Here is a 22502-nt window from a genome sequence, read left to right on the forward strand (position 1 = left end):
TATCCCCGCCGCGAACACGCTATAGTGCCCGGAGTCTATGACGCAACTTGAAGGATGCTGTGCGCCGGCTGAACGCGATCAGCCTTCGAGGTCGTCGACGCCGGGGAGCCAGCTGGCCCCCGGGCGCCCCCAGCCCCGCTTGCGCGCGATCTTCTGCGTGGTCTTCCAGTCGGAGTCCGAGAGGCGATCGATGTAGAGCACGCCGTCGAGGTGGTCGAACTCGTGCTGCATGATGCGAGCGCGCCAGCCGTCCACCTCCAGCGTGACCGGAGCGCCGTCCAGGTCCGTCGCCGTCACGCGGACGCGATCGGAGCGACGCAGCGGGAACCGTTCGCCCGGGAAGGACAGGCAGCCCTCCGACTCCAGCTCGGGGTCGGGCGCGCCCGGCTCCGGGGGCGTCATCCACAGCTCCGGGTTGATGAGCACACCGCGCCAGGGCTGGTCGTCGTCGTCGACGTAGGAGTACGTGTAGATCCGCAGCGGCACGCCGACCTGAGGGGCGGCGAGGCCGACGCCGGGCGCGGCGTCCATGGTCTCGAACATGTCGGCGACGAGGGTGCGGATCTCGTCGGTGATCGCCTCGACGGGGGAGGCGGGGGAGTGTAGGACGGGATCGCCCATGATGCGAATCGGAAGGACAGCCACGTCACAACCCTAGTCGGCGGCACTCTCCGGGTAGGGTCGTACTGTGAGCGCAGGGGTGTGGATGGGGACGGTCGAGGACGTCGGCGACCAGCTGGTCGGAGCGTTCCAGAACCCCGGCCTCCTCCTGGGGATCCCGCTGGCCCTTGCCGGTGCGGTGTTCATGTCGCTCGGCGCGCAGTACCAGCACCGGGGCGTGGAGAAGGTCGAGCGGCTCAGCGGCTCCGACGGCGCCGCCGGTCTCAGCCTCGATCAGCTCAAGCGCCTGTTCACGCGACCGTCCTGGGTGATCGGGACGCTCATGCTGGGCCTCGCGATCGTCTGCCAGCTCGCCGCGCTCGTCAAGGCGCCGCTGATCGTGGTGCAGCCGCTCGGCGCCATCGCCCTGGTCATCACGACCCTGCTCAACGCCCGCATCTCCGGTCACGCCCCCACGAGGCAGTCCCTCACCGCGATCATCGCCTGCGTCGGCGGCATCTTCCTCTTCGTGTTCTTCGCCGCGATCTACGCCACGGAGAAGGAGGTCACGGACCGCGAGCTGTTCGTCATCCTCGCGATCCTGCTCGTCGTGATCATCGTGCTCGGGGCGTGTTGGCTCATCCTCCGGCATCGGATGCGCGCGCTGTTCTACATCATCGGCGCCGGCATCCTCTACGGCTTCGTCGCCACCCTCGCGAAGGTCATCATCAAGCGCATCGAGGCAGGCCAGTTCGAGTGGATCACCGCGGTCTGCCTGCTCGCGCTGCTCTCGGCGGGTGCCGTGGGCGCGTACTTCGTGCAGACCGCCTACAGCTCCGGTCCGCCCGACCTCGTCATCGCGGGCCTGACGGTCGTCGACCCCATGGTGGCCGTCCTCATCGGCATGCTCGTGCTCGGTGAGGCCGCCGCGGCGCCCTGGTGGGTCTTCATCATCTTCGGCGTCGCCGGCGGCATCGCCGTCTGGGGTGTGGTCGGACTCGCCCGGTTCCATCCGCAGGTCCTCAGCGAGAGCCAGGACCTCGGCATCACCCGAGGCAGCGACCCGGTGGCCCCTCCGACCCCGCCAGCGCCGAGCGCGCCGGAGCGGCCGGACACGCCCGAGAGGCGCGACCCCGACGGTCAGTAGGCCTGGTCGATGAGGTCGGGGGAGACCTCGGATGCCGCAGCCTCGTCGACGAAGAAGACCGTCCGCTTGCGCCCCTTGGCACCGGCTGCGGGAACGCTCGTATAGCTCGCACCGGCGAGAGCGAGGCCCAACGCCGACGCCTTGTCGGCCCCGGTGAGCACGAGCCAGACGCGCTTGGACGCGTTCAGCACCGGGCGGGTGAGCGTCACCCGCTCGGGCGGGGGCTTGGGGGAGTCCCGCACCGGGAGCGCTGCGGCATCGGTCACGGTGACCTCTTCGCGGTCCGGGAAGAGCGAGGCGATGTGGCCGTCCGGTCCGACGCCGAGGAAGCACACGGCGAAGGACGGCCAGGGGTGGTCGTCGGTGCCGAAACGGGCGAGCTCGGCGGCGTACGCCGCGGCGGCCTCATCGAGCTCGAGGCCGCTGTCGGAGCCGGCGACCTCGTGCACGTTGTCCGCGGGGACGTCGATGTGGTCGAGCAGCGCCTCCCGGGACTGGAGGGCGTTGCGGTCCGCGTCGTTCCGCGGCACATACCGCTCATCACCCCACCAGAAGTGCACGAGGGACCAGTCGATCTCGGCCGACCGCGGGTTGTCCCGGACGGCGCGCAGAACGGCGCCGCCCATCGATCCGCCCGTCAGCGCGATGTGCGCCAGCCGTCCGTTGCGCGTACGCGCGCGGACGCGGGTGAGGAAGCGATCGGCGACCCGGAGGGCGAGGGCGGTCGGGGTGGCTTCGACCACGACCCGCTTCTCTGCGGACGATCCCGGCATCGAGGTCACTCTCCTGTCTCGGGCGGACCGAGCTTCTCCCAGCCCTCCGTGATCACTCGACCGTACAGGACGTCGGGGTCGAGCCGGCGCAGCTCCTCCGCGAGGCACTCGCGCAGCGTCCGCCGCGGCAGGTGGAGATCATGGTCGGGCTGGTTCGGCTGGGTGAGCACGGCGAGGCCGGGCGACGGGCGCTCGAGGAGGATGTCGCCGGACTCCCTGGTGAGGCGCACCGACTTGATGCCCTCCTGCCAGTGCTCCGGGTCTTCGTACGACCAGTGCACCGGGACGTCCAGGGCCATCTGCAGCCACGCGGCGAGCAGGGCGGTGGACGGCGAGGCGCTCGCTCCGCGGACCTCGACGGCGGTGATGGTCTCGTACGGCGGCTGGTCCAGCACCGCGGCGAGCTGCTCACGCCAGTGCGTCAGGCGCGTCCAGGCCAGATCGGTGTCACCAGGGGCGTGCGTACGCCCGAGGAGGGCGAGGCGGTCGCGGACGTCGGGCGAGGTGGCGGCGTCCGTGATGCGCCGCTGGGCGATGCGGCCGAGGGGAGACGTCGCCGGGGACGTCGGGGCCTCATCGGGCCACCACGCGACCACCGGAGCATCGGGCAGGAGGAGGCCGGTGAGCAGGCTCTCCTCGTTGCTCGCGGCATCGCCGTGCGCATGCAGCACGACGACCTCGCTCGCACCGGCGTCGCCGCCCACACGGATCTGCGCATCAAGGCGGGACTCGCCGTCGCCGGTGGTCAGCACGATCACGCGCATCGGATGCTCGCGAGAGGCATCGTTGGCGGCGTCGATCGCGGCTTCCGCGACGCCCTTGCGGGCGGAGATCACGAGCGTGAGGACGCGACCGAGGGCGACGGCACCGCCCTCCTCGCGCACCTTGACGAGCTGCTTCGCGACCTGGCTGACGGTCGTGTCGGGAAGGTCGATGATCACGGGCGTCTCCAGACTCGTCCATCGCGGGCCAGCAGGTCGTCGGCCGAAGCCGGTCCCCACGAGCCGGGCGCATACTGCTCCACCGGACCACTCTGCGCGGCCCAGAACTTCTCCACCGGGTCGAGGATCTTCCAGGAGAGCTCGACCTCCTCATGCCGCGGGAACAGCGGCGGATCGCCCAGCAGGACGTCGAGGATCAGGCGCTCGTAAGCCTCCGGGCTCGCCTCGGTGAACGCGTGGCCGTAGCCGAAGTCCATCGTCACGTCGCGGACGTTCGTGCCGTTGCCCGGCACCTTGGAGCCGAAGCGGATGGTCACGCCCTCATCGGGCTGGACGCGGATCACGAGGGCGTTCTGACCGAGCTCGGAGGCGTTGCCGCGGCCGAACAGGTGCTGCGGCGCACGGTTGAACACCACGGCGATCTCCGTCACGCGACGGCCGAGGCGCTTGCCCGTCCGCAGGTAGAACGGCACGCCCGCCCAGCGCCGGGTGTCGATCTCCAGCTTGATGGCCGCGTACGTCTCCGTCGTCGATTCGGGGTTCATCCCCTCCTCGTCGAGGAAGCCGGTGACCTTCTCGCCGCCCTGCCAGCCACCGGCGTACTGTCCGCGCGCGGTGGCGAGGGAGAGATCCTCCGGCACGTGCACCGCGGCGAGGACCTTCTCCTTCTCGGCCCGCAGATGCTCGGCGGAGAGGCTGATGGGCTCCTCCATCGCCGTGAGCGCGAGGAGCTGGAGCAGGTGGTTCTGGATGACGTCGCGTGCGGCGCCGATCCCGTCGTAGTACCCGGCACGACCGCCGACGCCGATGTCCTCGGCCATCGTGATCTGCACGTGGTCGACGTAGTTGCGGTTCCAGATCGGCTCGTACAGCTCGTTCGCGAAGCGCAGCGCGAGGATATTCTGCACCGTCTCCTTGCCGAGGTAGTGGTCGATGCGGAAGATCGAGTCGGCGGGGAACGCCACCTCGAGAGCCGCGTTGAGAGCGCGAGCCGACTCGAGGTCGTGCCCGAACGGCTTCTCGATGACGACGCGCCGCCAGCGCTCGTCGTCATCCGCGTCCTCGCCCACGAGCCCCGAGTCCTTGAGCTGCTTCGCGACGAGCGGGAAGTCCTTCGGCGGGATCGAGAGGTAGTAGGCGTGGTTGCCCATGGTGCCGCGTTCCACGTCGAGCTTCTCCACGGTCTCCCGCAGCTTGCGGAAGGAGTCCGGGTTGTCGAACTCGCCGGAGACGAAGCGGATGCCCTGGAGCAGCTGCGTCCAGGTCTCCTCGCGGAAGGGCGTGCGCGCATGCTGCTTCACGGCGTCGTAGACGACCTGGGCGAAGTCCTGGTCCTCCCAATCGCGGCGGGCGAACCCGACGAGCGCGAAGCCCGGGGGCAGGAGCCCCCGGTTCGCGAGGTCGTAGACCGCCGGCATGAGCTTCTTGCGGGACAGATCGCCCGTCACACCGAAGATCACGAGGGCGCTGGGTCCCGCGATCCGGTTGAGACGACGATCGTCGGGGTCGCGCAGCGGGTTGTGCCCGCGCGAGATGGGAACAGACATCGGTGGGGGCTCTCCTGCGGTTACTTCTGTGCGGCTTCGAAGAGGGCGAGCACGTCGTCCGAGGACTCGGTGATCGTCAGCGAGACGACGGGTCGTCCGTGCTCCGCGAGCACGCCCGCGTCGCCGGCCGCCTGCGCCTGGATGAGCTGCCCGAACGTGAACGGGCGGTCAGGGATCTCGAGGTCCACGTCCGTGCGCTCCAGGATCTGCAGGAACACGCCCTGGGCGGGGCCGCCCTTGTGGTACTGGCCCGTGGAGTGCAGGAAGCGCGGTCCCCATCCGAACGTGGTCGGACGCCCCGAGTCGGCGGCGACCAGCTCGCGCAGGCCCTGGAGCTGCGGCACCTCGAGGCGGTTGACGTAGGCCTGGATCGACACGTAGCCGTCGGCGGGGAGCTGGGCCCAGAGGGCGTCCAGCACGCCTTCGACCGTGCCCGACACGGCGAGGGCGGGATCGGAGACCCGGACCTCGACGCCGTTCTCGACGAACGCGGGCGCCGTCGGCTCCGGGCGGGCGTCGAGCAGGCCGCGGGCGGCGACCTTGGCCGACTCGACGTCGGGCTGGTCGAACGGGTTGATGCCGAGGAGATGCCCGGCGATGGCCGTCGCGTACTCCCAGACGATGAACTGCGCGCCGAGTGTGCCGCTGACGAGGATCTCGCCTTCGTGCCGCTCGTGCAGGTGGAACTCGTTGGCGTCGTCGACGAGACGCACGATCTGGAGGTCGGCGGGGACCGGGTCGAGCTCCGGCGAGACCGGGAGCAGGACGACCGGGAGGATGCCGGTGCCCTCCTTGCCCGTGGACTCGGCGATCAGCTGCTCGATCCAGTCCGGAAGCCCCTTGATGTGCGTGCCGTCGGTGATCAGACCCAGCTTGTCGCGACGGGGGCTCGTGGCGGCGATCGCGGCCCCGAGTCGGAGCGCGGGGTTGTCGGCGGAGTCCACGGCCACCTCGAGCAGGGAGGCCTCGGCCTCGTCCAGGAGCTCGTCGATGTCGACGCCGGCGAGTCCCGACGGCACGAGGCCGAAGGCGGTCAGCGCCGAGTAGCGGCCGCCCACGTTCGGGTCGGCGTTGAAGACGCGGTAGCCGGCCTCGCGCGCCGAGGCGTCGAGCGGCGAACCCGGGTCCGTGACCACGACGATCCGCTCGGTGGGGTCGATGCCGAGGTCGCGGAAGGCGGCCTCGAAGGTCCGGCGCTGCGAGTCGGTCTCGACCGTGGAGCCCGACTTCGAGGACACGACGAGGACCGTCTCGGCGAGACCCTCGTCGAGCGCGGCGAGCACCTGTCCCGGGGCGGTGGAGTCGAGGATCGTGAGCGGGACGCCGGACGTCTGCGCGATGACCTCGGGAGCGAGCGAGGAGCCGCCCATCCCGGCGAGGACCACGCGGGTGACGCCCTTCGCGGCGAGCTCCTCGCGCAGTGCGACGATCTCCGCGACCAGCGGGCGGGAGACCGAGACGGCCTGGACCCAGCCGAGCCGGACCGACGCCTCGGCCTCGGCGGCCGGACCCCAGAGCGTGGCGTCGCCACCGGTGATGCGGGAGGCGACGAGGTCGTGGACCAGGGCCGGCACGGTCTCCTCGATGGCGACGCGCGCCGCGCCCGATGCGTGGATGGCGAAGGTCATCGCTGGGCCTCCAGAGCCTCGGTGACCTGCGCGAGCAGGTCGTGCCAGGAGTCGATGAACTTCGCGACCCCCTCCTCCTCGAGCACCTCGGTGACGGCGTCGAAGTCGACGCCCACCTCGGCGAGCCCGGCGAAGACCTCGCGGGCCTCCTCGTAGCCGCCGGTGATGGTGTCTCCGGTGACGACGGCGTGGTCGAACGTCGCCTCGAGGGTCTTCTCCGGCATCGTGTTCACGACGCCGTCCGCGACCAGTTCGGTCACGTACAGCGTGTCGGGGAGGTTCGGGTCCTTGACGCCGGTGGACGCCCACAGCGGGCGCTGGACGTTGGCGCCGGCGGCGAGGAGATCCTGCGCGCGCTTCTCGGCGAACGTCTTCTCGAAGAGCTCGTAGGCGAGTCGGGCGTTCGCGAGGCCCGCCTTGCTCTTCAGCGCGGCGGCCGCGTCCGTTCCGATCGCGCTCAGGCGCTTGTCCGTCTCCGTGTCGACCCGGGAGACGAAGAACGAGGCCACGGAGTGGATGGTGGACAGATCGATGCCCGCCTCCTTGGCGCGCTCGAGTCCCGTGAGGTACGCCTCGATGACCTCGGCGTAGCGCTCCAGGCTGAAGATGAGGGTCACGTTGACGCTGATGCCGTTCGCGATCGCCTCGGTGATGGCCGGGAGGCCGGCCTTGGTCGCCGGGATCTTCACGAGGAGGTTGGGCCGGTCGATCCGGTCCCAGAGCTCCTTGGCCTGCGCCACGGTGCCGTCGGTGTCGTGGGCGAGGTCGGGGGAGACCTCGATCGACACGCGTCCGTCGACGTGGCCGGACTCCTCCCACACCGGGCGGAAGACGTCGAGCGCGGCACGGACGTCCTGGGTCGTCGCGGCGAACACGGCGTCCTCGGCCGAGGCTCCGGACGCGGCGAGCTCGGTGACCTGCGCGTCGTAGGACGTGTCGTTCTTGTCCGTGATCGCGTTCGCGAAGATGGTGGGGTTCGTGGTGACGCCCACGACGTTGCGCGACGCGATCAGCTCGGCGAGGTTGCCGGAGGAGATCCGGGTGCGCGAGAGGTCGTCGAGCCAGATGCTGACGCCGGCGGCGGCGAGCTGGGCGGTGGGGGTGCTCATGCGTTCTCCTTGATGGTCTCGCGGGCGGCCGCGACGACGGCCTCGGTGGTGATGCCGAACTTCTCGAAGAGGGTCTTGTAGTCGGCGGAGGCGCCGAAGTGGTCGATGCCGACCGACCGGCCGCGGTCGCCGACGATGCCGCGCCACGTGAGCACGGAACCGGCCTCGACCGAGACGCGGGCGGTGACGGACGACGGCAGCACGCTCTCGCGGTAGGCCTCGTCCTGCTCCGCGAACCACTCCAGCGAGGGGGCGGAGACGACGCGGACGTTCACGCCCTCGCCGGCGAGCACCTCGCGGGCGTTCACCGCGAGCTGCACCTCGGAGCCGGTGGCCACGATAATGACGTCCGGCGTGCCGTTCGGCGCCTCGGCCAGGACGTAGGCGCCCTTGGCGGCCTGGGCGGCCGAGGCGAAGGTATCGCCCGAAGCCTCGCCCTCGCCGCGGGGGAACACCGGGATGTTCTGGCGGGTCAGCGCGATGCCGGCCGGGCCCTCGTGGCGCCGGAGGATCTCGAGCCACACGGCGGCGGTCTCGTTGGCGTCCGCGGGACGGACGACGGCCAGGTTCGGGATCGCGCGCAGCGTCGCGAGCTGCTCGATCGGCTGGTGCGTCGGACCGTCCTCGCCGAGGGCGACGGAGTCGTGCGTCCAGACGAAGACGCTCGGCACGTTCATCAGCGCGGCCAGGCGCACGGCCGGACGCATGTAGTCGCTGAAGATGAGGAACGTGCCCCCGAAGGCGCGCGTGGGCCCGTGCAGCACGATGCCGTTGACGATCGCACCCATGGCGTGCTCGCGGATGCCGAAGTGGAGCACCCGGCCGTACGGGGTGCCCGACCACTCGTGGGTCGACCACTCGGCGGGGATGAAGGACGGCGCGTCCTTGATCGTCGTGAGGTTCGACTCGGCGAGGTCGGCGGAGCCGCCCCAGAGCTCGGGGAGCTGCGCGGCCAGCGCGTTGATGACCTGGCCGGACGCGGCGCGGGTGGAGACGTCCTTGCCGGCCTCGAAGGCGGGGAGCGCGTCGGCGATGTCGGCGGGGAGCTCGTGGGCCTCGACGCGGTCGAGCAGGGCCTTGCGCTCGGGGTTGGCGGCCGCCCAGGCATCGAACGACTCCTGCCAGGCGGCGCGGGCCTCGGCGGCGCGCTCCGCGAGGCCGCGCGTGCGCTCCAGCACCTCGTCGGCGACGACGAAGGTCTGCTCCGGATCGAACCCGAGGACCTTCTTGGTGGCGGCGAGCTCGTCGGCTCCGAGCGCCGATCCGTGGATCTTCCCGGTGTTCTGCTTGCCGGGAGCCGGCCAGCCGATGATGGTCTTGAGGATGATGAGCGACGGCTTGTCGGTCTCGCCCTTGGCCGCCTCGATCGCGGCGTGGAGCTCGGCGACGTCCTCCACGTACTCGCCGGTCTTCTTCCAGTCCACGGTCTGCACGTGCCAGCCGTAGGCCTCGTAGCGAGCGGCGACGTCCTCGGTGAAGGCGACGTTCGTGTCGTCCTCGATGGAGATCTGGTTTGAGTCGTAGATCGCGATGAGGTTGCCGAGCTGCTGGTGGCCGGCGAGCGAGGAGGCCTCACTGGTGACGCCCTCCTGCAGGTCGCCGTCGCCCGCGATCACGTAGACGAAGTGGTCGAACGGGCTCGTGCCCGCTGCGGCCTCGGGGTCGAAGAGGCCGCGCTCGTACCGGGCGGCGTACGCGAAGCCGACCGCCGAGGCGAGGCCCTGGCCCAGCGGGCCCGTGGTGATCTCGACGCCCTTGGTGTGGCCGTACTCGGGGTGACCGGGGGTCTTCGAGCCCCAGGTGCGGAGCGCCTTGAGGTCGTCGAGCTCGAGCCCGAACCCGCCGAGGTAGAGCTGCACGTACTGCGTCAGCGACGAGTGGCCGACCGACAGGATGAAGCGGTCGCGACCGAGCCAGTCGGTGTCGGTCGGGTCATGCCGCAGCACGCGCTGGTAGAGCAGATAGGCGGCGGGAGCCAGACTCATCGCCGTGCCGGGATGACCGTTGCCGACCTTCTCGACCGCATCGGCCGCCAGGATCCGGGCGGTGTCCACCGCGCGTCGATCGATCTCGTCCCACTGCAATTCCGACACGTTCATGCCCTTTCCGACAGTTTCGAGGGCGCCGGTATTCCCTGGCGCATCCGCAACTTCCCTGGCGCATCCCGCATCGTCCAGGAGACGGGCGGGGTTGTGCGCAGCACCGGGCGCGCGAGTGCTCTCAGCATAGCGGGGACGGTCCCGGCGACTGAGGGGTGGAAGGCGCGGAACGCGTCACGGCGTGTCATACACTGGAGAGGTTGTCCGGTAACGCGCGCGGAGGAGGCGATCGAGATCTCGACGATGTCTGATCAGACCGTACGGAAGTCGTCCATCGGTCGCACGGTGAGCGCCTACGTCACTCTGACGAAGCCCCGGGTCCTCGAACTCCTCCTCGTCTCGACCGTTCCGGTCATGTTCCTCGCGCAGGGCGGACTGCCGGATCTCTGGCTGGTCCTCGCGACGGTCATCGGCGGATCGATGAGTGCCGGTTCGGCCGGCGCGTTCAACATGTACCTCGACCGCGACATCGACGCGCACATGCACCGCACGGAGCACCGGCCGCTCGTGACCGGCGAGGTCAGCCCACGTGGCGCCCTGATCTTCTCGTGGACGCTCGCGATCGTGTCGACCGTGTGGCTCTGGTTCACCACGAACCCCCTCACGGCGATCCTGTCGGCCTCCGCGATCTTCTTCTACGTCGTGATCTACACGATGATCCTCAAGCGCCGCACCGAGCAGAACATCATCTGGGGTGGCATCGCAGGGTGCTTCCCGGTCCTCATCGGCTGGTCCGCCGTCACCGGTTCGCTCGACTGGCCGGCCTTCATCCTCTTCCTGCTCGTCTTCCTCTGGACGCCGCCGCACTACTGGCCGCTGTCCATGAAGTACAAGGACGACTACGACGACGTCGACGTGCCCATGCTGGGCGTCACCCGCAACGCGTCCCAGGTCGGCCTGCAGGTCATCCTGTATGCGTGGGCCACAGTCGCCTGCTCCCTGTTGCTGGTGCCGATCGCCGACATGGGCCTCGTCTACACCGTCTCCGCCCTGGTGTTCGGCGGCTGGTTCATCTACGAGTCGCACCGCCTGTACAACCAGGCAGTGCGGGGGACCGAGGCGCGGCCGATGCGAGTCTTCCACGCCTCGATCACTTACCTGACGCTGCTGTTCGTCGCCGTGGCGATCGACCCGCTGCTGCCCTTCTGATCCTCGTCGGCCAGGGGCTCCGCGGACGCAGGCTCCGCCTCGACATGCGGCTCTGCATCGGCGGTCCGGAGAGCGGGCTCCTCGCGCGGGATTGAGACCGTCTCGATCGTCTCGTCCTGGATGATCCGCACCTCCTGCTCGACGACCGGCGCGGCGGTGACGGGGGTGGCGACCAGCGTGCGCGCGGCGACGAGGCCGAGCGACAGGAGCAGGCCCACCAGGCCCGCACCGAGGACGACCGCGCCGACGACGACGAGCGACTGACCGACGTACACCTCGACACCGGTGGCGGTGCCGTCCATCAGGGTCGTGGTCATCGTGCCGACCTGTCCGGCGATCATCCAGCCGCCGACCCCGACCGCGGCGAGGGAGACGACGATGAGGAGCCAGAACCCGGCGCTGCGGGTGAGTGTCTTGTTCATGTCGACCACGATGGTCGATGCGGTGATGAGGCCCCGATGAGCGCGCTATGGATTGTCTGCGCGGCAGGTCAGTCGACCGTGACCTCTATCCGGGTGGGCGGGTCGTAGTGAGGGGAGCTGCAGCCGGGGTACGCAGGCGCGGCCACGCCCCAGCGGCGTAAGGCACTAAGCTCACGGCGTGAATCGATGATCCGGGGGATCCTATGGATAAGCGTATGCACGGTGAAACCATCGTCTGGACCGAAACGGGGTACGCGTGAACTCACGATTCGCCCGTCTCCGAGATCTGACATTCGCGAGGCTCGCCGCCGCAGCACTTCTCGTTCTCACAGGTTGCACGAACCCACAGATCACATCGCCAGTCGGTGAGTGGGTCGCCATGGGCGGCGATGAGGGCACCCTTTCCATCCGCCCCGACGGCACCTTCACCATGACCGGTGCGTCCTACAATCCGCTCCAAGGCAGAGATTCGGACAGCGACTTCAACGCCACCGGCCGTTGGATCACCGCACGCGAGGGCACCGAGGTTGCTCTAGATTTCGAAGAGGCAACACAGGGGCCTCGAGACGTCGAACCTCGCATCGACTTCGTCCCCTTCCGCTCTGGCACCCTCCGTTTCCAAGACGCAGAGGGATTGTTCGACATCGAGTTCCGGCTCGTGGGCAGACCTTCGAGATGAAGAGAATCACTCGATCGCGCCGCCAGAGCCTCCCGGTTGCGAGCGTCACCGTCGCTGTGGCACTGGTCCTCACTGGGTGCGCGGGTCCGCAACTCACCTCACCGGTCGGCGAGTGGGGCGCTGTCGACGACGACCACGGTGTGTTGTCGATCCGTTCTGACGGCACCTTCACGATCACTGACGCGTCTTTCAACCCCCTCGAGGACAGGGACGCTGACAACGACTTCAGTGCCACCGGCACCTGGCGGGTTTTTCCGGACGAAGCCGAACTCACTCTCGTCTTCCTGGAAGCATCGCAAGGCGACTGGGACGTCAGCCGAGCCAGTTTCGACGTTCCGTTTCGATCAGGCACCATCCGTTTCCATGATCCGGATGACGTCCTCGGTATCGAGTTCCGGCTCGTGGATGAAGCCTCGGAGTAGAGCGCAATCGACGAAAGCCGTCGCCCCATTCCCCGCCCCGGTCGTTGTCGCGGGTCATGAACCGCCGACGGACGCGACGGACGCGGTGCGCTTGAGGTGCAGCACGACGACCGTGTAGGTCGCGGCCGACAGCGATGCCAGGACCATGTGGATGCCCACGAGCACGGGCGGCAGCCCCTCCCGCGCCTGCCAGACGCCGACGGCCACCTGCACGAGGATCGCGATGACGAGCACCAGCAGCCACCGGCGGGGCTCGAGGCGCAGGACCCAGGCGGACACCGTCAGGAAGAGCACGAGCGCGGCGAGGATGTAGCCCGGCCAGGAGTGGACGTGGGCGAGGACCGTGGCGTCGAAGCCGCGGCGCAGCACGTCGGCGTCGCCCGAGTGCGGGCCCGATCCGGTCGTCAGCACGCCGAACAGGATGGTCACGGCGAGGGCGAGGCCGGTGACGTGCGTCACGATCGCGAACCAGGTGGGGACGGCCCGCTCGCGCGGTCCTTCGGGAGTCGCCAGCCGCACGAGGAACGCGGCGGTGATGCAGACGAGCAGGAGCGACGACGTGTAGTGGAACCCGACGATGAAGGGGTTCAGGCCCGTGAGCACGGTGATGCCGCCGACCAGGGCCTGCGCGACGACGCCGATCAGCACGAGCCAGGCGAGGAGGACGAGATCCCGCCGCGCGGGCGTCGTGCGCACCGAGTGGACCGCCGCCGCGATCACCGCGACCAGGAGCACGGCGGACGCGACGGGGAACGCCGGGAAGTCGGTGAGCGAGATCAGGGCGAAGGCGATCGCTGCGCCGGCGAGACCGCCGACCGCGAACCACAGGGCGTTGATGAGCGCCCGGCGACCGCTGATGGTGTGCAGGACGAGCAGGACGACGGCGATCGCGATGATCCCGACCACGCCGGTCATCAGCCGGTTGCCGAACTCGATCATCCCGTGGATGCCCTGCACCTCGACGATCGGGACGAGCGACTCCGGGGTGCACAGCGGCCACTCGGTGCAGCCGAGGCCGGAGCCGGTCAGCCGCACGGCGCCGCCGGTGCCGATGATGATCGTCTCGCTGAGGAACGACAGCCACGCGAAGACGGTGAGCGCACGACCCCATACCGCGGAGCGGGGGGAGGCCGTCGCCCTGGTCGTCGAAGGGGCGGGGATGGTCGTCTCGGGCATAAGTCCTCCGGCCCGTCGAAGACGTGGCGCACGGCCCGTCCGTCAGGCGGAACCTGTAGAATCGGATTGTTGCGATGAGCGCTGACAGCGCTGAAGCATCGTCAACAGTTTAGGCGCGATGGAAGCGCCCGTGATGAGGGCCCCACCAACGGCACCCGCTCCCGCAGACTCGACGGGGATCAGGTGTGTCGGGGCGGATGACACCGTTTGGGACCTGTGAGGAGAGTGTTGCATGTCGGATGTGCTGATCGACCGCCCGGAGCTCGATGGTCTGGGGGTGTACGAATTCGGCTGGCACGATGAGGATGCCGCGGGTGCCGTCGCGAAACGCGGGATCTCGGAAGAGGTCGTCCGCGGTATCTCGGCCCTCAAGAACGAGCCGGAGTGGATGCTGAAGACCCGTCTCAAGGGCTATCAGCTCTTCGGTCGCAAGCCGATGCCGACCTGGGGTGCCGACCTCAGCGACATCGACTTCGACAACATCAAGTACTTCGTCCGCTCCACCGAGAAGCAGGCGCAGAGCTGGGAAGACCTCCCCGAGGAGATCCGCGAGACGTACGAGCGCCTGGGCATCCCCGAGGCCGAGCGTCAGCGCCTCGTCGCCGGCGTGGCCGCGCAGTACGAGTCCGAGGTCGTGTACCACCAGATCCGCGAGGACCTGGAGGCCCAGGGTGTCATCTTCATGGACACCGACACGGCCCTGCGTGAGCACCCCGAGTTCTTCGAGGAGTACTTCGGCACGGTCATCCCCGCGGGCGACAACAAATTCGCCGCGCTGAACACCGCCGTCTGGTCGGGCGGCTCGTTCGTCTACGTCCCCAAGGGCGTGCACGTCGAGATCCCGCTGCAGGCCTACTTCCGGATCAACACCGAGAACATGGGCCAGTTCGAGCGGACCCTGATCATCGCCGACGAGGACAGCTACGTCCACTACATCGAGGGCTGCACGGCCCCGATCTACAAGTCGGACTCCCTGCACTCGGCCGTCGTCGAGATCATCGTGAAGAAGAACGCCCGCGTGCGCTACACGACGATCCAGAACTGGTCGAACAACGTCTACAACCTGGTCACCAAGCGCGCCGTGGCGCACGAGGGCGCGACCATGGAGTGGGTCGACGGCAACATCGGCTCCAAGGTGACGATGAAGTACCCGTCGATCTACCTGATGGGCGAGCACGCGAAGGGCGAGACGCTCTCGGTCGCCTTCGCCGGACCCGGCCAGCACCAGGACGCCGGTGCGAAGATGATCCACATGGCGCCGTACACGCAGTCGTCGATCGTCTCGAAGTCGATCGCCCGCGGCGGTGGCCGTGCCGGGTACCGCGGCGAGGTCCGTGTCGACGCCGCCGCCCATCACTCGGCGAACACCGTCCGCTGCGACGCGCTGCTCGTCGACACGAAGTCCCGCTCCGACACCTACCCGGCGATCGACATCCGTGTCGACGACGTGCAGCTCGGCCACGAGGCCACGGTCTCCAAGGTCAGCGAGGAGCAGCTCTTCTACCTGCAGTCCCGCGGTATGCCCGAGGACGAGGCGATGGCGATGATCGTGCGCGGCTTCATCGAGCCGATCGCGCGCGAGCTGCCGATGGAGTACGCGATGGAACTGAACAAGCTCATCGAGATGGGCATGGAAGGATCGGTCGGCTAAATGGCGGCCTCGACGACAGCGCCCAGCGAGGCGCAGCACACGAACGCGCACATCGACCCGGCCGCCCAGGTGGCGGACGCCGGATTCGTCCCGGTGCAGACCCGCTCCGAGCGTCCGCACTCGTTCGACCCCGATGACTTCGGCACGCCGACCGGTCGCGAGGTGAACTGGAAGCACACGCCGGTGGCCGCGCTCACGCCGCTGTTCCGCACTGCGGAGGGCGAGGACGGCGTGCAGTACTCCTTCACGTCCGGCGAGCAGTATGTGGCCGCACCGCTCACGGCGGGCACCGCTCCGCGCGGCGAGGTCTTCCTCGCCGAGGACATCACCGCCGCCGTCGCGTGGCAGGGCGCCTCCGAGGCCCTGCACATCCGCATCCCGCGCGAGGAGGAGGTCGCCGCGCCGATCTTCCTGTCGCTCACGGGCGCCGGTGCAGACCGCCGGGCGGACGCCCACATCGTGATCGAGGCCCTCGAGCACAGCGCCGCCACGGTGGTGCTGCAGCACAAGGGCTCGGCGCAGTACGCCCAGAACGTCGAGATCATCGTCCGCGACGGCGCGAAGCTCACCGTCGTCTCCGTGCAGCAGTGGGACGACGACGCCGTGCACGCGGCCGCCCACCAGGCGAGGGTCGCGGCCGACGCCACCCTCAAGCACTTCGTCGTGAGCTTCGGCGGCGGCGTGGTGCGCGTGAACCCGAGCGTCGAGCTCGCCGGTGCCGGCTCTGAGGGCTACCTCTACGGGCTGTCCTACGCCGACTCCGGTCAGCACCTGGAGAGCCAGGTGTACCTGCACCACAAGGGCCCGCACACGACCGGCGACGTGCTCTACAAGGGCGCGCTGCAGGGCGAGAGCGCCCACAGCGTGTGGATCGGCGACGTGCTGATCGGGGCGGAGGCCACCGGCACCGACTCCTACGAGGCCAACCGCAACCTGGTGCTCACGGAGGGCGCGCGCGCCGACTCCATCCCGAACCTCGAGATCGAGACGGGCGACATCGTCGGCGCCGGGCACGCGAGTGCCACCGGCCGCTTCGACGACGAGCAGCTCTTCTATCTCCAGGCCCGCGGCATCCCGGAGGACGAGGCCCGCCGACTGGTGGTGCTCGGCTTCCTCACCGACATCGTGCTGCGCCTCGGCATCCCCGACCTGGAGTCGGAGCTGCTGGCCGCCATCGAGGCCGAGCTCGCCGAGGTGGACGCGTGACCGCGCAGCGCGTCTGCGGCGTCTCCGAGCTGGAGCAGGACACGCCGCTGCGCGTCGAGCCGGACGGTGTGCCGATCACGGTCATCAAGGACGGCGAGGGCGTCATCCACGCCATCGGCGACACCTGCACCCACGGCGACATCTCGCTGTCCGAGGGCTTCGTGGAAGGCGACACGGTGGAGTGCTGGGCTCATGGCTCGGCCTTCTCCCTGATCACCGGCAAGCCCCAGAATCTCCCCGCATATGAGCCCGTCCCGGTCTACGTCGTCGAGATCGACGGCGACGACGTGCTCATCGATCCCGCTGTGACGAAGGAAGTCTGAAGAATGTCTGTTCTCGAGATCCGCGACCTGCATGTGACGGTCGAGACCGAGGCGGGGACCACCCCGATCCTCAACGGAATCACCCTCACCATGAACACCGGTGAGACCCACGCCATCATGGGCCCCAACGGCTCCGGCAAGTCCACCCTGGCCTACACGATCGCCGGCCACCCGAAGTACACGGTCACCTCCGGCTCCATCACCTTCGACGGTGAGGACGTCCTGGCGATGAGCGTCGACGAGCGCGCCCGCGCCGGTCTGTTCCTCGCCATGCAGTACCCGGTCGAGATCCCCGGCGTGACCGTGACGAACTTCCTGCGCACCGCGAAGACCGCGCTCGACGGCGAGGCGCCCTCGATCCGGCAGTGGACCAAGGACGTCAAGGAGTCCATGGCCAACCTCCGCATGGACCCGAAGTTCGCGCAGCGCAACGTCAACGAGGGCTTCTCGGGCGGCGAGAAGAAGCGCCACGAGATCCTCCAGCTCGAGGTGCTCAAGCCGAAGTTCGCCGTGCTCGACGAGACCGACTCCGGCCTCGACGTGGACGCGCTGAAGATCGTCTCCGAGGGTGTCAACCGCGCGAAGGAGTCCACCGGCCTCGGTGTGCTGCTCATCACGCACTACACCCGGATCCTCCGCTACATCCGCCCCGACTACGTGCACGTGGTCGTCGCGGGCAAGATCGTCGAGGAGGGCGGCCCCGAGCTCGCCGACCGTCTGGAGAACGAGGGCTACGACCGGTTCCTCGACCCCTCCGCTCCCATCGAGGCGTAGGCTGATCGCATGACAGCGACCCTGACGGACGAGAAGTACGACGCGGTCACCGAGGCTCTCAAGGACGTGATGGATCCTGAGCTCGGGATCAACGTCGTCGACCTCGGACTCATCTACGACCTTGCCTGGGACGACGAGAACGACGCTCTCGTCATCCACATGACGCTGACCAGCGCGGGCTGCCCGCTCACGGATGTCCTCGAAGACCAGACGGCGCAGGCCCTCGACAACGTCGTGGACCGCTTCCGCATCAACTGGGTGTGGATGCCGCCGTGGGGACCCGAGCGGATCACGGACGACGGGCGCGACATGATGCGTGCGCTCGGTTTCGCGATCTGAGCGTTCCGGTCACCTGACCACCAGACGAAGCGGGCGTGCCGGGCACGCCCGCTTCGACGTCTCCGCATCGACGCGGGGAGAATCGGAGGACGAATGCTGTCGGTGAAGGCCCTGCCGCTGTCGGAGCTGCGTGAGCGGACCAGCGAGAAGTGGCGGGAGTATCCCGAGGACGTGCTGCCCCTCTTCGTCGCGGAGATGGACTTCCCGCTCGCCCCGGCGATCACCGCCGCACTGCAGCGGGCGCTGGATCTCGGGGACACCGGGTACATCGCCTCGCGGACACCGCTGGCGGAGGCCTACGCGGGTTTCGCGGAGCGCCGCTTCGGCTGGCGCCCCGACCCCGCGCGGATGCGCAGCACGGCGGACGTGAGCATGGGCATCGTCGAGATCCTCCGTCGCGTCACGCAGCCGGGGGAGCGCGTCGTCGTCACGCCGCCGGTCTACCCGCCCTTCTACGACCTCGTGGCCGAGGCCGGTGCCGAGGTGCAGCGCGTCCCGCTGCGCGACACCGGGACCGGCTGGGAGCTCGACCTCGACGGGATCCGCGCCGCCTTCGAGGACGGCGCGACGGCCATGCTCCTCTGCAACCCGCACAACCCGACCGGCACCGTGCACGATCGGGAGACGCTGTCCGCGCTGGCGGAACTTGCCGAGGAGTACGGCGCGACGATCGTCTCCGACGAGATCCATGCGCCGCTCGCCCAGCCGGGCACGGGATTCACGCCGTTCCTCGCCGTGAGCGACGCGGCGGCCCGCATCGGCTATGCGGTTCTCAGCGCGAGCAAGGCGTTCAACCTCGCGGGGCTGAAGTGCGCGCTCATGGTCACCGCCGCGGAGGAGACGTCCGCGGTCGTGCGCGATCTGCCGGTCGAGGTGGAGTGGCGGACGGGGCAGTTCGGTCTCCTCGCCGCCGTCGCCGCGTTCTCGGAGGAGAGCGACGCGTGGCTCGACGGCCTCCTGCGCACGCTCGACGAGAACCGTGTCCTGCTCGAGGACCTGCTCGCCCGTCACCTCCCCGCCGCCCGCTATCGCCTTCCGGACGCGGGATACCTCGCGTGGATCGACCTCTCCGTCCTCGGCTGGGGAGACAACCCCGCCCGGAAGATCCTCCGCGAGGCGAAGGTGGCGCTGCACTTCGGCCCGGCCTTCGGCGAGGAAGGGGCCGGGCACGTGCGACTCAACTTCGGCACGAGCCCGGAGATCCTCACCGAGGCGGTCGAGCGCATCGCCGCGCTCGTCGAGCGATGACGGCGGCGGATCCCACCGCCACGATCTGGGACCGCAGCCGGTTCTGGGTGACCCTGGGTGCCGTCGCCCTGATCTTCCTCGCCGCGATCGAGGCCCTCGCGGTGACCACGGTCATGCCGATCGTCAGCGACGCCTTGGACGGGGAGTCGCTGTATGCGGTCGCCTTCGCCGGCACGCTCGCGACCAGCGTGATCGGGATGGTCGCGGCGGGGTCATGGTCGGACGCGCGTGGTCCGCGCGGGGCGCTGTACGCCGCCGTCGCCCTCTTCATCCTGGGGCTGCTGATCTCCGGGTTCGCGACGACGATGCCCCAGTTCCTGATCGGACGACTGGTGCAGGGGCTGGGCGCGGGTGGGCAGACGGTGGCCCTGTACGTCGTGGTCGCGCGGCTGTATCCGCCGCACCTGCACGGCCGGGTGTTCGCGGCGTTCGCGGCCGCCTGGGTGGTCCCGTCGATGATCGGACCCTTCCTCGCGGGAGCGGTGGCGGAGTACCTCGATTGGCGCTGGGCGTTCCTCGGCGTGGCGGTCCTGACCGCGATCGCGTTCTCGATGATCGCGATCCGTCTGCGAGGTGTCGATCTCGGCCGCGGGGAGCCGCAGGACCGCCGGGCCTTGCTCACCCGTCTGCTGCTGGCCGTCGTCGTGGCGGTGCTCGCGGTCGTGATCGGACTGTCCGCCGAGCTCGATCCGGCGATCGGGTGGCCGGTGGCACTGGGGGCCGTGCTCGCGATCGGCGTCGTCGTGCTGCCGCTCCTGCCGCGACGGACCCTCCGAGCCGGCGCCGGGCTTCCCAGCGTCGTGCTCATGCGTGGCGTGGCGGCCGGGGCGTTCTTCGCCGCGGAGGCTTACATCCCGTACCTGCTGATGCGGAAGTTCGACTTCTCCGCGACCTGGGCCGGAGTCGCCCTGATGCTCGCGGCCTTCGCCTGGGCCGGGGCGTCGGCTGCGCAGGGCCGCTACGGTGAGCGGCTGGGCAATCACCGCATCACGGCGCTCAGCCTCGGCGCACTGCTCGTGGCGATGCTCTGTGTCCTGGCCGCAGCGGCGTTCGATGCCTCCCCGGTCTTCGTGATCGTCGGGTGGGCGTTCGCCGGGGGCGGCATGGGGCTGCTGTATCCGCGGCTCACCGTGCTGACGCTGGCCTACTCGGACGAGACGAACCAGGGATTCAACTCCTCGGCGCTGTCGATCTCGGATGCCGCGGGTTCGGCGGTCGCCATCGCGCTGGCGGGGCTCGCCGTCGCCACCCTCGGCGGCGGCGCGGACGCGTTCGCCGTCGTGTTCGTCCTCGGTGTCGGGCTGGTGCTGCTCGCGGTGATCCCCGGGCTCAGGCTCGGGCACGCCGCGGAGTCATCGGTGCGCTGAGCTCGCCGGCCAGAGCGAGGACGCCGAGGTCGAACACCCGGTCCAGGCCCGCGGTGACGTCGATCTCGCCGGAGGCCGGGAGTGCGCCATGGCTGTCGGCGTGCATCCGCTGCTGGACGAGGGTGGCATGGCCGAGCACGAAGTGCAGGATCGCCGCCCCGCGATCCTCGGCGTCCGTGGCGCCCTCGGCGTGGAGGGCGGCGACCAGGGCGTCGCGGGCGTGTGCCGAGCCGAGTTGGAGCGCGTACGTGCTGAGGACGAGCTCGGCGCCGTCCCGGTAGGCGAAGAGGGCGTCGCGGAGCGCACGGGCGGTCGCGAGCACGCCCTCTGCTCCGTCCGGGACGGTCGCCGTGATCCGATCGGCGAGGTCGGCGAGGAGCTCCTGCTTGTTCGCCACGTGCCAGTAGAGGGCGCTCGGCTGCACGTCGAGCCGGGCCGCGATGCGGCGCATGGAGAGATCGGCCAACCCCACCTCGTCGAGAAGGGCGAGGGCGGTCCGTGCGACGCTCTCCCGATCGTGACGGGCGGGATTCGTCTCGGGACTCATGCCCCCACTATAGTGAACGGCGTTCAGGTGAACGGTGTTCAGGAGGATGCATGCGCTGGCGGGAGCGGGACGCGACGACGATTGCGGAGCCGGGGGTCCTGCGTCTCGACAGCGTGGGAGTGACCGTCGACGGCCGCGTGCTCCTCGACGACGTGACGCTGGAGCTGGCCGCACCGCGCATCGCCGTGATCGGAGCGAACGGCTCGGGGAAGTCGACGTTCGCCCGGCTGCTGAACGGCCTCATGACGCCGACCACGGGAACGGTCACCGTCCACGGCCTCGACGCGCTCCGGGAGCGGACCGCCGTGCGCCGTCGGGTGGGCTTCGTCTTCACCGATCCGGATGCCCAGATCCTGATGCCGACTCCGGCCGAGGATCTGGCGCTGTCCCTCCGAGGGCGGCCCCGTGACGAGATCGCCGCCCGCGTGCAGGAGACGCTGGACCGCCACGGTCTCGGCGCCCACGCCGACATCCCGGCGTCGTCGCTCTCGGGAGGACAGAAGCAGATGCTGGCCCTCGCCGCGGTGCTCCTCGCCGAGCCGGCGCTGATCGTGGCGGACGAGCCGACGACACTCCTCGACCTGCGCAACGCGCGGCGGATCGGAGACCTCCTTCTGTCACAGGAGGCGCAGGTGCTGATCGTCACCCACGATCTCGAACTCGCGGCCCGCTGCGACACCGCCGTCCTGTTCGACGGCGGGCGCGTCGCCGGACAGGGAGAGCCCGAGAGGGTCATCGCACGCTACCGCCGGTTGTGCGCATGATCGTGCCGTCCTCGGTCGGTGCGGGACTGCTGCACCGGGTGCCGGCCGGTCCGAAACTGGTGGGCCTCGCCATCGCGGCGCTCGCGTTGACGCTGTTCCCGCACGGGCCGCTCAGCATCGCGGCCTGCCTCGCGACCGTGCTCGCGCTCTACCCGATCGCGGGGGTGCCGCTCTCCGCCGCGGTGACGGAGTTGTGGCGGCTGCGTGCGGTCCTGCTCGTGCTCGCGATCGCCCTCGCCGTCTTCGTGTCTCCCGTCGCCGCCTGGGTGAGCACCGGCCGGGTCGCCGTGCTGCTGCTGCTCGCCGCCCTCCTCACCCTGACGACCCGGATGTCCGATCTCCTGGCCGTGCTGCAGCGCCTCCTGCGTCCGCTGCGGCGCGTCGGGGTCGATCCGGAGGCGGTGTCGATGGCGGTGTCGCTCACGCTGACCATGGTTCCCGTCGTGGCCGGACTCTCGCAGCGGGTACGGGACGCGGAGCGCGCACGAGGAGTCCGCCTGGGCGTGCGCGGAGTAGTGCCGCTGCTCGTGCTGACGCTGCGCCACGCGGATCAGGTCGGCGATGCCCTCGCGGCTCGCGGGGTCGGCTGAC

The 22502-nt window shown here is 69.6% G+C and carries 23 protein-coding genes; 13 read left to right on the forward strand and 10 right to left on the reverse strand.

Annotation, left to right across the window (positions count from 1 at the left end):
* Nucleotides 1-78: 78 nt before the first annotated feature.
* Nucleotides 79-645, reverse strand: coding sequence for a peptide deformylase (gene def, locus AUV07_RS04760; RefSeq protein WP_082802854.1), 567 nt, complete (start codon nt 643-645; stop codon nt 79-81).
* Between the two features lie 61 nt (nt 646-706).
* On the opposite strand from def, the gene AUV07_RS04765 reads away from it, so the two are divergent.
* Nucleotides 707-1747: a DMT family transporter gene (locus AUV07_RS04765; RefSeq protein ID WP_062634297.1), complete on the forward strand. Its 1041-nt coding sequence runs from the start codon at nt 707-709 to the stop codon at nt 1745-1747.
* On the opposite strand, the gene pgl is transcribed toward AUV07_RS04765, so the two are convergent.
* The 6 genes from pgl to tkt are packed head-to-tail and all read right to left on the reverse strand — an operon-like array spanning nt 1741 to nt 9838.
* Entirely contained in the window at nt 1741-2520 is a 780-nt protein-coding gene (gene pgl / locus AUV07_RS04770; protein WP_062635162.1) for a 6-phosphogluconolactonase, read from the reverse strand. The genes AUV07_RS04765 and pgl overlap by 7 nt on opposite strands.
* Before the next feature lie 5 nt (nt 2521-2525).
* Nucleotides 2526-3461: a glucose-6-phosphate dehydrogenase assembly protein OpcA gene (locus AUV07_RS04775; RefSeq protein ID WP_062634299.1), complete on the reverse strand. Its 936-nt coding sequence runs from the start codon at nt 3459-3461 to the stop codon at nt 2526-2528.
* Nucleotides 3458-5008, reverse strand: coding sequence for a glucose-6-phosphate dehydrogenase (gene zwf, locus AUV07_RS04780; protein ID WP_062634302.1), 1551 nt, complete (start codon nt 5006-5008; stop codon nt 3458-3460). The genes AUV07_RS04775 and zwf overlap by 4 nt, the downstream gene beginning before the upstream one ends.
* Before the next feature lie 20 nt (nt 5009-5028).
* Nucleotides 5029-6636, reverse strand: coding sequence for a hypothetical protein (locus tag AUV07_RS04785; protein ID WP_025103657.1), 1608 nt, complete (start codon nt 6634-6636; stop codon nt 5029-5031).
* A complete protein-coding gene (gene tal, locus AUV07_RS04790; protein ID WP_062634304.1) occupies nt 6633-7745 on the reverse strand; it encodes a transaldolase in 1113 nt (370 codons plus the stop codon). Before tal ends, AUV07_RS04785 begins: the two co-directional genes overlap by 4 nt.
* Nucleotides 7742-9838, reverse strand: coding sequence for a transketolase (gene tkt / locus AUV07_RS04795; protein ID WP_062635164.1), 2097 nt, complete (start codon nt 9836-9838; stop codon nt 7742-7744). The genes tal and tkt overlap by 4 nt, the downstream gene beginning before the upstream one ends.
* Nucleotides 9839-10087: 249 nt before the next feature.
* On the opposite strand from tkt, the gene AUV07_RS04800 reads away from it, so the two are divergent.
* Nucleotides 10088-10993 carry a heme o synthase gene (locus AUV07_RS04800; protein ID WP_062634305.1) on the forward strand — a complete coding sequence of 302 codons (906 nt, stop codon included), beginning with the start codon at nt 10088-10090 and terminating at the stop codon, nt 10991-10993.
* Here the strand turns inward: AUV07_RS04800 and AUV07_RS17940 are convergent.
* A complete protein-coding gene (locus tag AUV07_RS17940; RefSeq protein ID WP_231868199.1) occupies nt 10939-11415 on the reverse strand; it encodes a hypothetical protein in 477 nt (158 codons plus the stop codon). The two genes, AUV07_RS04800 and AUV07_RS17940, sit on opposite strands and share 55 nt — an antisense overlap.
* A 256-nt stretch (nt 11416-11671) precedes the next feature.
* Between AUV07_RS17940 and AUV07_RS04810 the strand changes: the two genes are divergently transcribed.
* Complete coding sequence (locus tag AUV07_RS04810; protein WP_157523927.1) at nt 11672-12094, forward strand: hypothetical protein; 423 nt, start codon at nt 11672-11674, stop codon at nt 12092-12094.
* Nucleotides 12091-12516: a hypothetical protein gene (locus AUV07_RS04815; RefSeq protein WP_062634309.1), complete on the forward strand. Its 426-nt coding sequence runs from the start codon at nt 12091-12093 to the stop codon at nt 12514-12516. The genes AUV07_RS04810 and AUV07_RS04815 overlap by 4 nt, the downstream gene beginning before the upstream one ends.
* A gap of 54 nt (nt 12517-12570) precedes the next feature.
* Here AUV07_RS04815 and AUV07_RS04820 read toward each other — a convergent pair whose 3' ends face one another.
* Nucleotides 12571-13692: a COX15/CtaA family protein gene (locus AUV07_RS04820; protein WP_062634311.1), complete on the reverse strand. Its 1122-nt coding sequence runs from the start codon at nt 13690-13692 to the stop codon at nt 12571-12573.
* A gap of 232 nt (nt 13693-13924) precedes the next feature.
* Here AUV07_RS04820 and sufB point away from each other — a divergent pair, with 232 nt between their 5' ends.
* The 7 genes from sufB to AUV07_RS04855 all read left to right on the forward strand — a co-directional run bounded on the left by sufB (nt 13925) and on the right by AUV07_RS04855 (nt 20600).
* Nucleotides 13925-15343: a Fe-S cluster assembly protein SufB gene (gene sufB / locus AUV07_RS04825; RefSeq protein ID WP_025103651.1), complete on the forward strand. Its 1419-nt coding sequence runs from the start codon at nt 13925-13927 to the stop codon at nt 15341-15343.
* The gene (sufD, locus tag AUV07_RS04830; RefSeq protein WP_062634313.1) at nt 15344-16549 is read left to right on the forward strand and encodes a Fe-S cluster assembly protein SufD; all 1206 of its coding nucleotides are present in this window, start codon (nt 15344-15346) and stop codon (nt 16547-16549) included.
* Nucleotides 16546-16872, forward strand: coding sequence for a non-heme iron oxygenase ferredoxin subunit (locus AUV07_RS04835; protein ID WP_025103649.1), 327 nt, complete (start codon nt 16546-16548; stop codon nt 16870-16872). The genes sufD and AUV07_RS04835 overlap by 4 nt, the downstream gene beginning before the upstream one ends.
* A 3-nt stretch (nt 16873-16875) precedes the next feature.
* The gene (gene sufC, locus AUV07_RS04840; RefSeq protein ID WP_025103648.1) at nt 16876-17646 is read left to right on the forward strand and encodes a Fe-S cluster assembly ATPase SufC; all 771 of its coding nucleotides are present in this window, start codon (nt 16876-16878) and stop codon (nt 17644-17646) included.
* Nucleotides 17647-17655: 9 nt separating this feature from the next.
* A complete protein-coding gene (locus tag AUV07_RS04845) occupies nt 17656-17985 on the forward strand; it encodes a metal-sulfur cluster assembly factor (RefSeq protein WP_017202280.1) in 330 nt (109 codons plus the stop codon).
* A 93-nt stretch (nt 17986-18078) separates the two neighbouring features.
* Complete coding sequence (locus AUV07_RS04850) at nt 18079-19233, forward strand: MalY/PatB family protein (RefSeq protein WP_062634315.1); 1155 nt, start codon at nt 18079-18081, stop codon at nt 19231-19233.
* Nucleotides 19230-20600 (forward strand): MFS transporter, encoded by a 1371-nt coding sequence (locus tag AUV07_RS04855; RefSeq protein WP_062634317.1) that lies wholly within the window; start codon nt 19230-19232, stop codon nt 20598-20600. Before AUV07_RS04850 ends, AUV07_RS04855 begins: the two co-directional genes overlap by 4 nt.
* Here AUV07_RS04855 and AUV07_RS04860 read toward each other — a convergent pair.
* Entirely contained in the window at nt 20563-21147 is a 585-nt protein-coding gene (locus tag AUV07_RS04860; protein WP_062634319.1) for a TetR family transcriptional regulator, read from the reverse strand. The genes AUV07_RS04855 and AUV07_RS04860 overlap by 38 nt on opposite strands.
* A gap of 50 nt (nt 21148-21197) precedes the next feature.
* On the opposite strand from AUV07_RS04860, the gene AUV07_RS04865 reads away from it, so the two are divergent.
* Complete coding sequence (locus tag AUV07_RS04865; RefSeq protein ID WP_062634321.1) at nt 21198-21911, forward strand: energy-coupling factor ABC transporter ATP-binding protein; 714 nt, start codon at nt 21198-21200, stop codon at nt 21909-21911.
* Nucleotides 21908-22501, forward strand: a complete 594-nt coding sequence (locus AUV07_RS04870; protein WP_062635166.1) for a CbiQ family ECF transporter T component — start codon at nt 21908-21910, stop codon at nt 22499-22501. Before AUV07_RS04865 ends, AUV07_RS04870 begins: the two co-directional genes overlap by 4 nt.
* Nucleotide 22502: the final 1 nt, after the last annotated feature.

Source organism: Microbacterium sp. CH1 (assembly GCF_001595495.1).
Lineage (GTDB): Bacteria > Actinomycetota > Actinomycetes > Actinomycetales > Microbacteriaceae > Microbacterium.

Coding starts and splice junctions, on each gene's coding strand:
- AUV07_RS04765 (WP_062634297.1), top strand. CDS start 707: ATGGGGACGGTCGAGGACGTCGGCGACCAGCTGGTCGGAGCGTTCCAG.
- pgl (WP_062635162.1), bottom strand. CDS start 2,520: ATGCCGGGATCGTCCGCAGAGAAGCGGGTCGTGGTCGAAGCCACCCCG.
- zwf (WP_062634302.1), bottom strand. CDS start 5,008: ATGTCTGTTCCCATCTCGCGCGGGCACAACCCGCTGCGCGACCCCGAC.
- AUV07_RS04785 (WP_025103657.1), bottom strand. CDS start 6,636: ATGACCTTCGCCATCCACGCATCGGGCGCGGCGCGCGTCGCCATCGAG.
- tal (WP_062634304.1), bottom strand. CDS start 7,745: ATGAGCACCCCCACCGCCCAGCTCGCCGCCGCCGGCGTCAGCATCTGG.
- AUV07_RS04800 (WP_062634305.1), top strand. CDS start 10,088: ATGTCTGATCAGACCGTACGGAAGTCGTCCATCGGTCGCACGGTGAGC.
- AUV07_RS17940 (WP_231868199.1), bottom strand. CDS start 11,415: ATGAACAAGACACTCACCCGCAGCGCCGGGTTCTGGCTCCTCATCGTC.
- AUV07_RS04815 (WP_062634309.1), top strand. CDS start 12,091: ATGAAGAGAATCACTCGATCGCGCCGCCAGAGCCTCCCGGTTGCGAGC.
- AUV07_RS04820 (WP_062634311.1), bottom strand. CDS start 13,692: ATGCCCGAGACGACCATCCCCGCCCCTTCGACGACCAGGGCGACGGCC.
- sufB (WP_025103651.1), top strand. CDS start 13,925: ATGTCGGATGTGCTGATCGACCGCCCGGAGCTCGATGGTCTGGGGGTG.
- sufD (WP_062634313.1), top strand. CDS start 15,344: ATGGCGGCCTCGACGACAGCGCCCAGCGAGGCGCAGCACACGAACGCG.
- sufC (WP_025103648.1), top strand. CDS start 16,876: ATGTCTGTTCTCGAGATCCGCGACCTGCATGTGACGGTCGAGACCGAG.
- AUV07_RS04845 (WP_017202280.1), top strand. CDS start 17,656: ATGACAGCGACCCTGACGGACGAGAAGTACGACGCGGTCACCGAGGCT.
- AUV07_RS04850 (WP_062634315.1), top strand. CDS start 18,079: ATGCTGTCGGTGAAGGCCCTGCCGCTGTCGGAGCTGCGTGAGCGGACC.
- AUV07_RS04855 (WP_062634317.1), top strand. CDS start 19,230: ATGACGGCGGCGGATCCCACCGCCACGATCTGGGACCGCAGCCGGTTC.
- AUV07_RS04860 (WP_062634319.1), bottom strand. CDS start 21,147: ATGAGTCCCGAGACGAATCCCGCCCGTCACGATCGGGAGAGCGTCGCA.
- AUV07_RS04865 (WP_062634321.1), top strand. CDS start 21,198: ATGCGCTGGCGGGAGCGGGACGCGACGACGATTGCGGAGCCGGGGGTC.
- AUV07_RS04870 (WP_062635166.1), top strand. CDS start 21,908: ATGATCGTGCCGTCCTCGGTCGGTGCGGGACTGCTGCACCGGGTGCCG.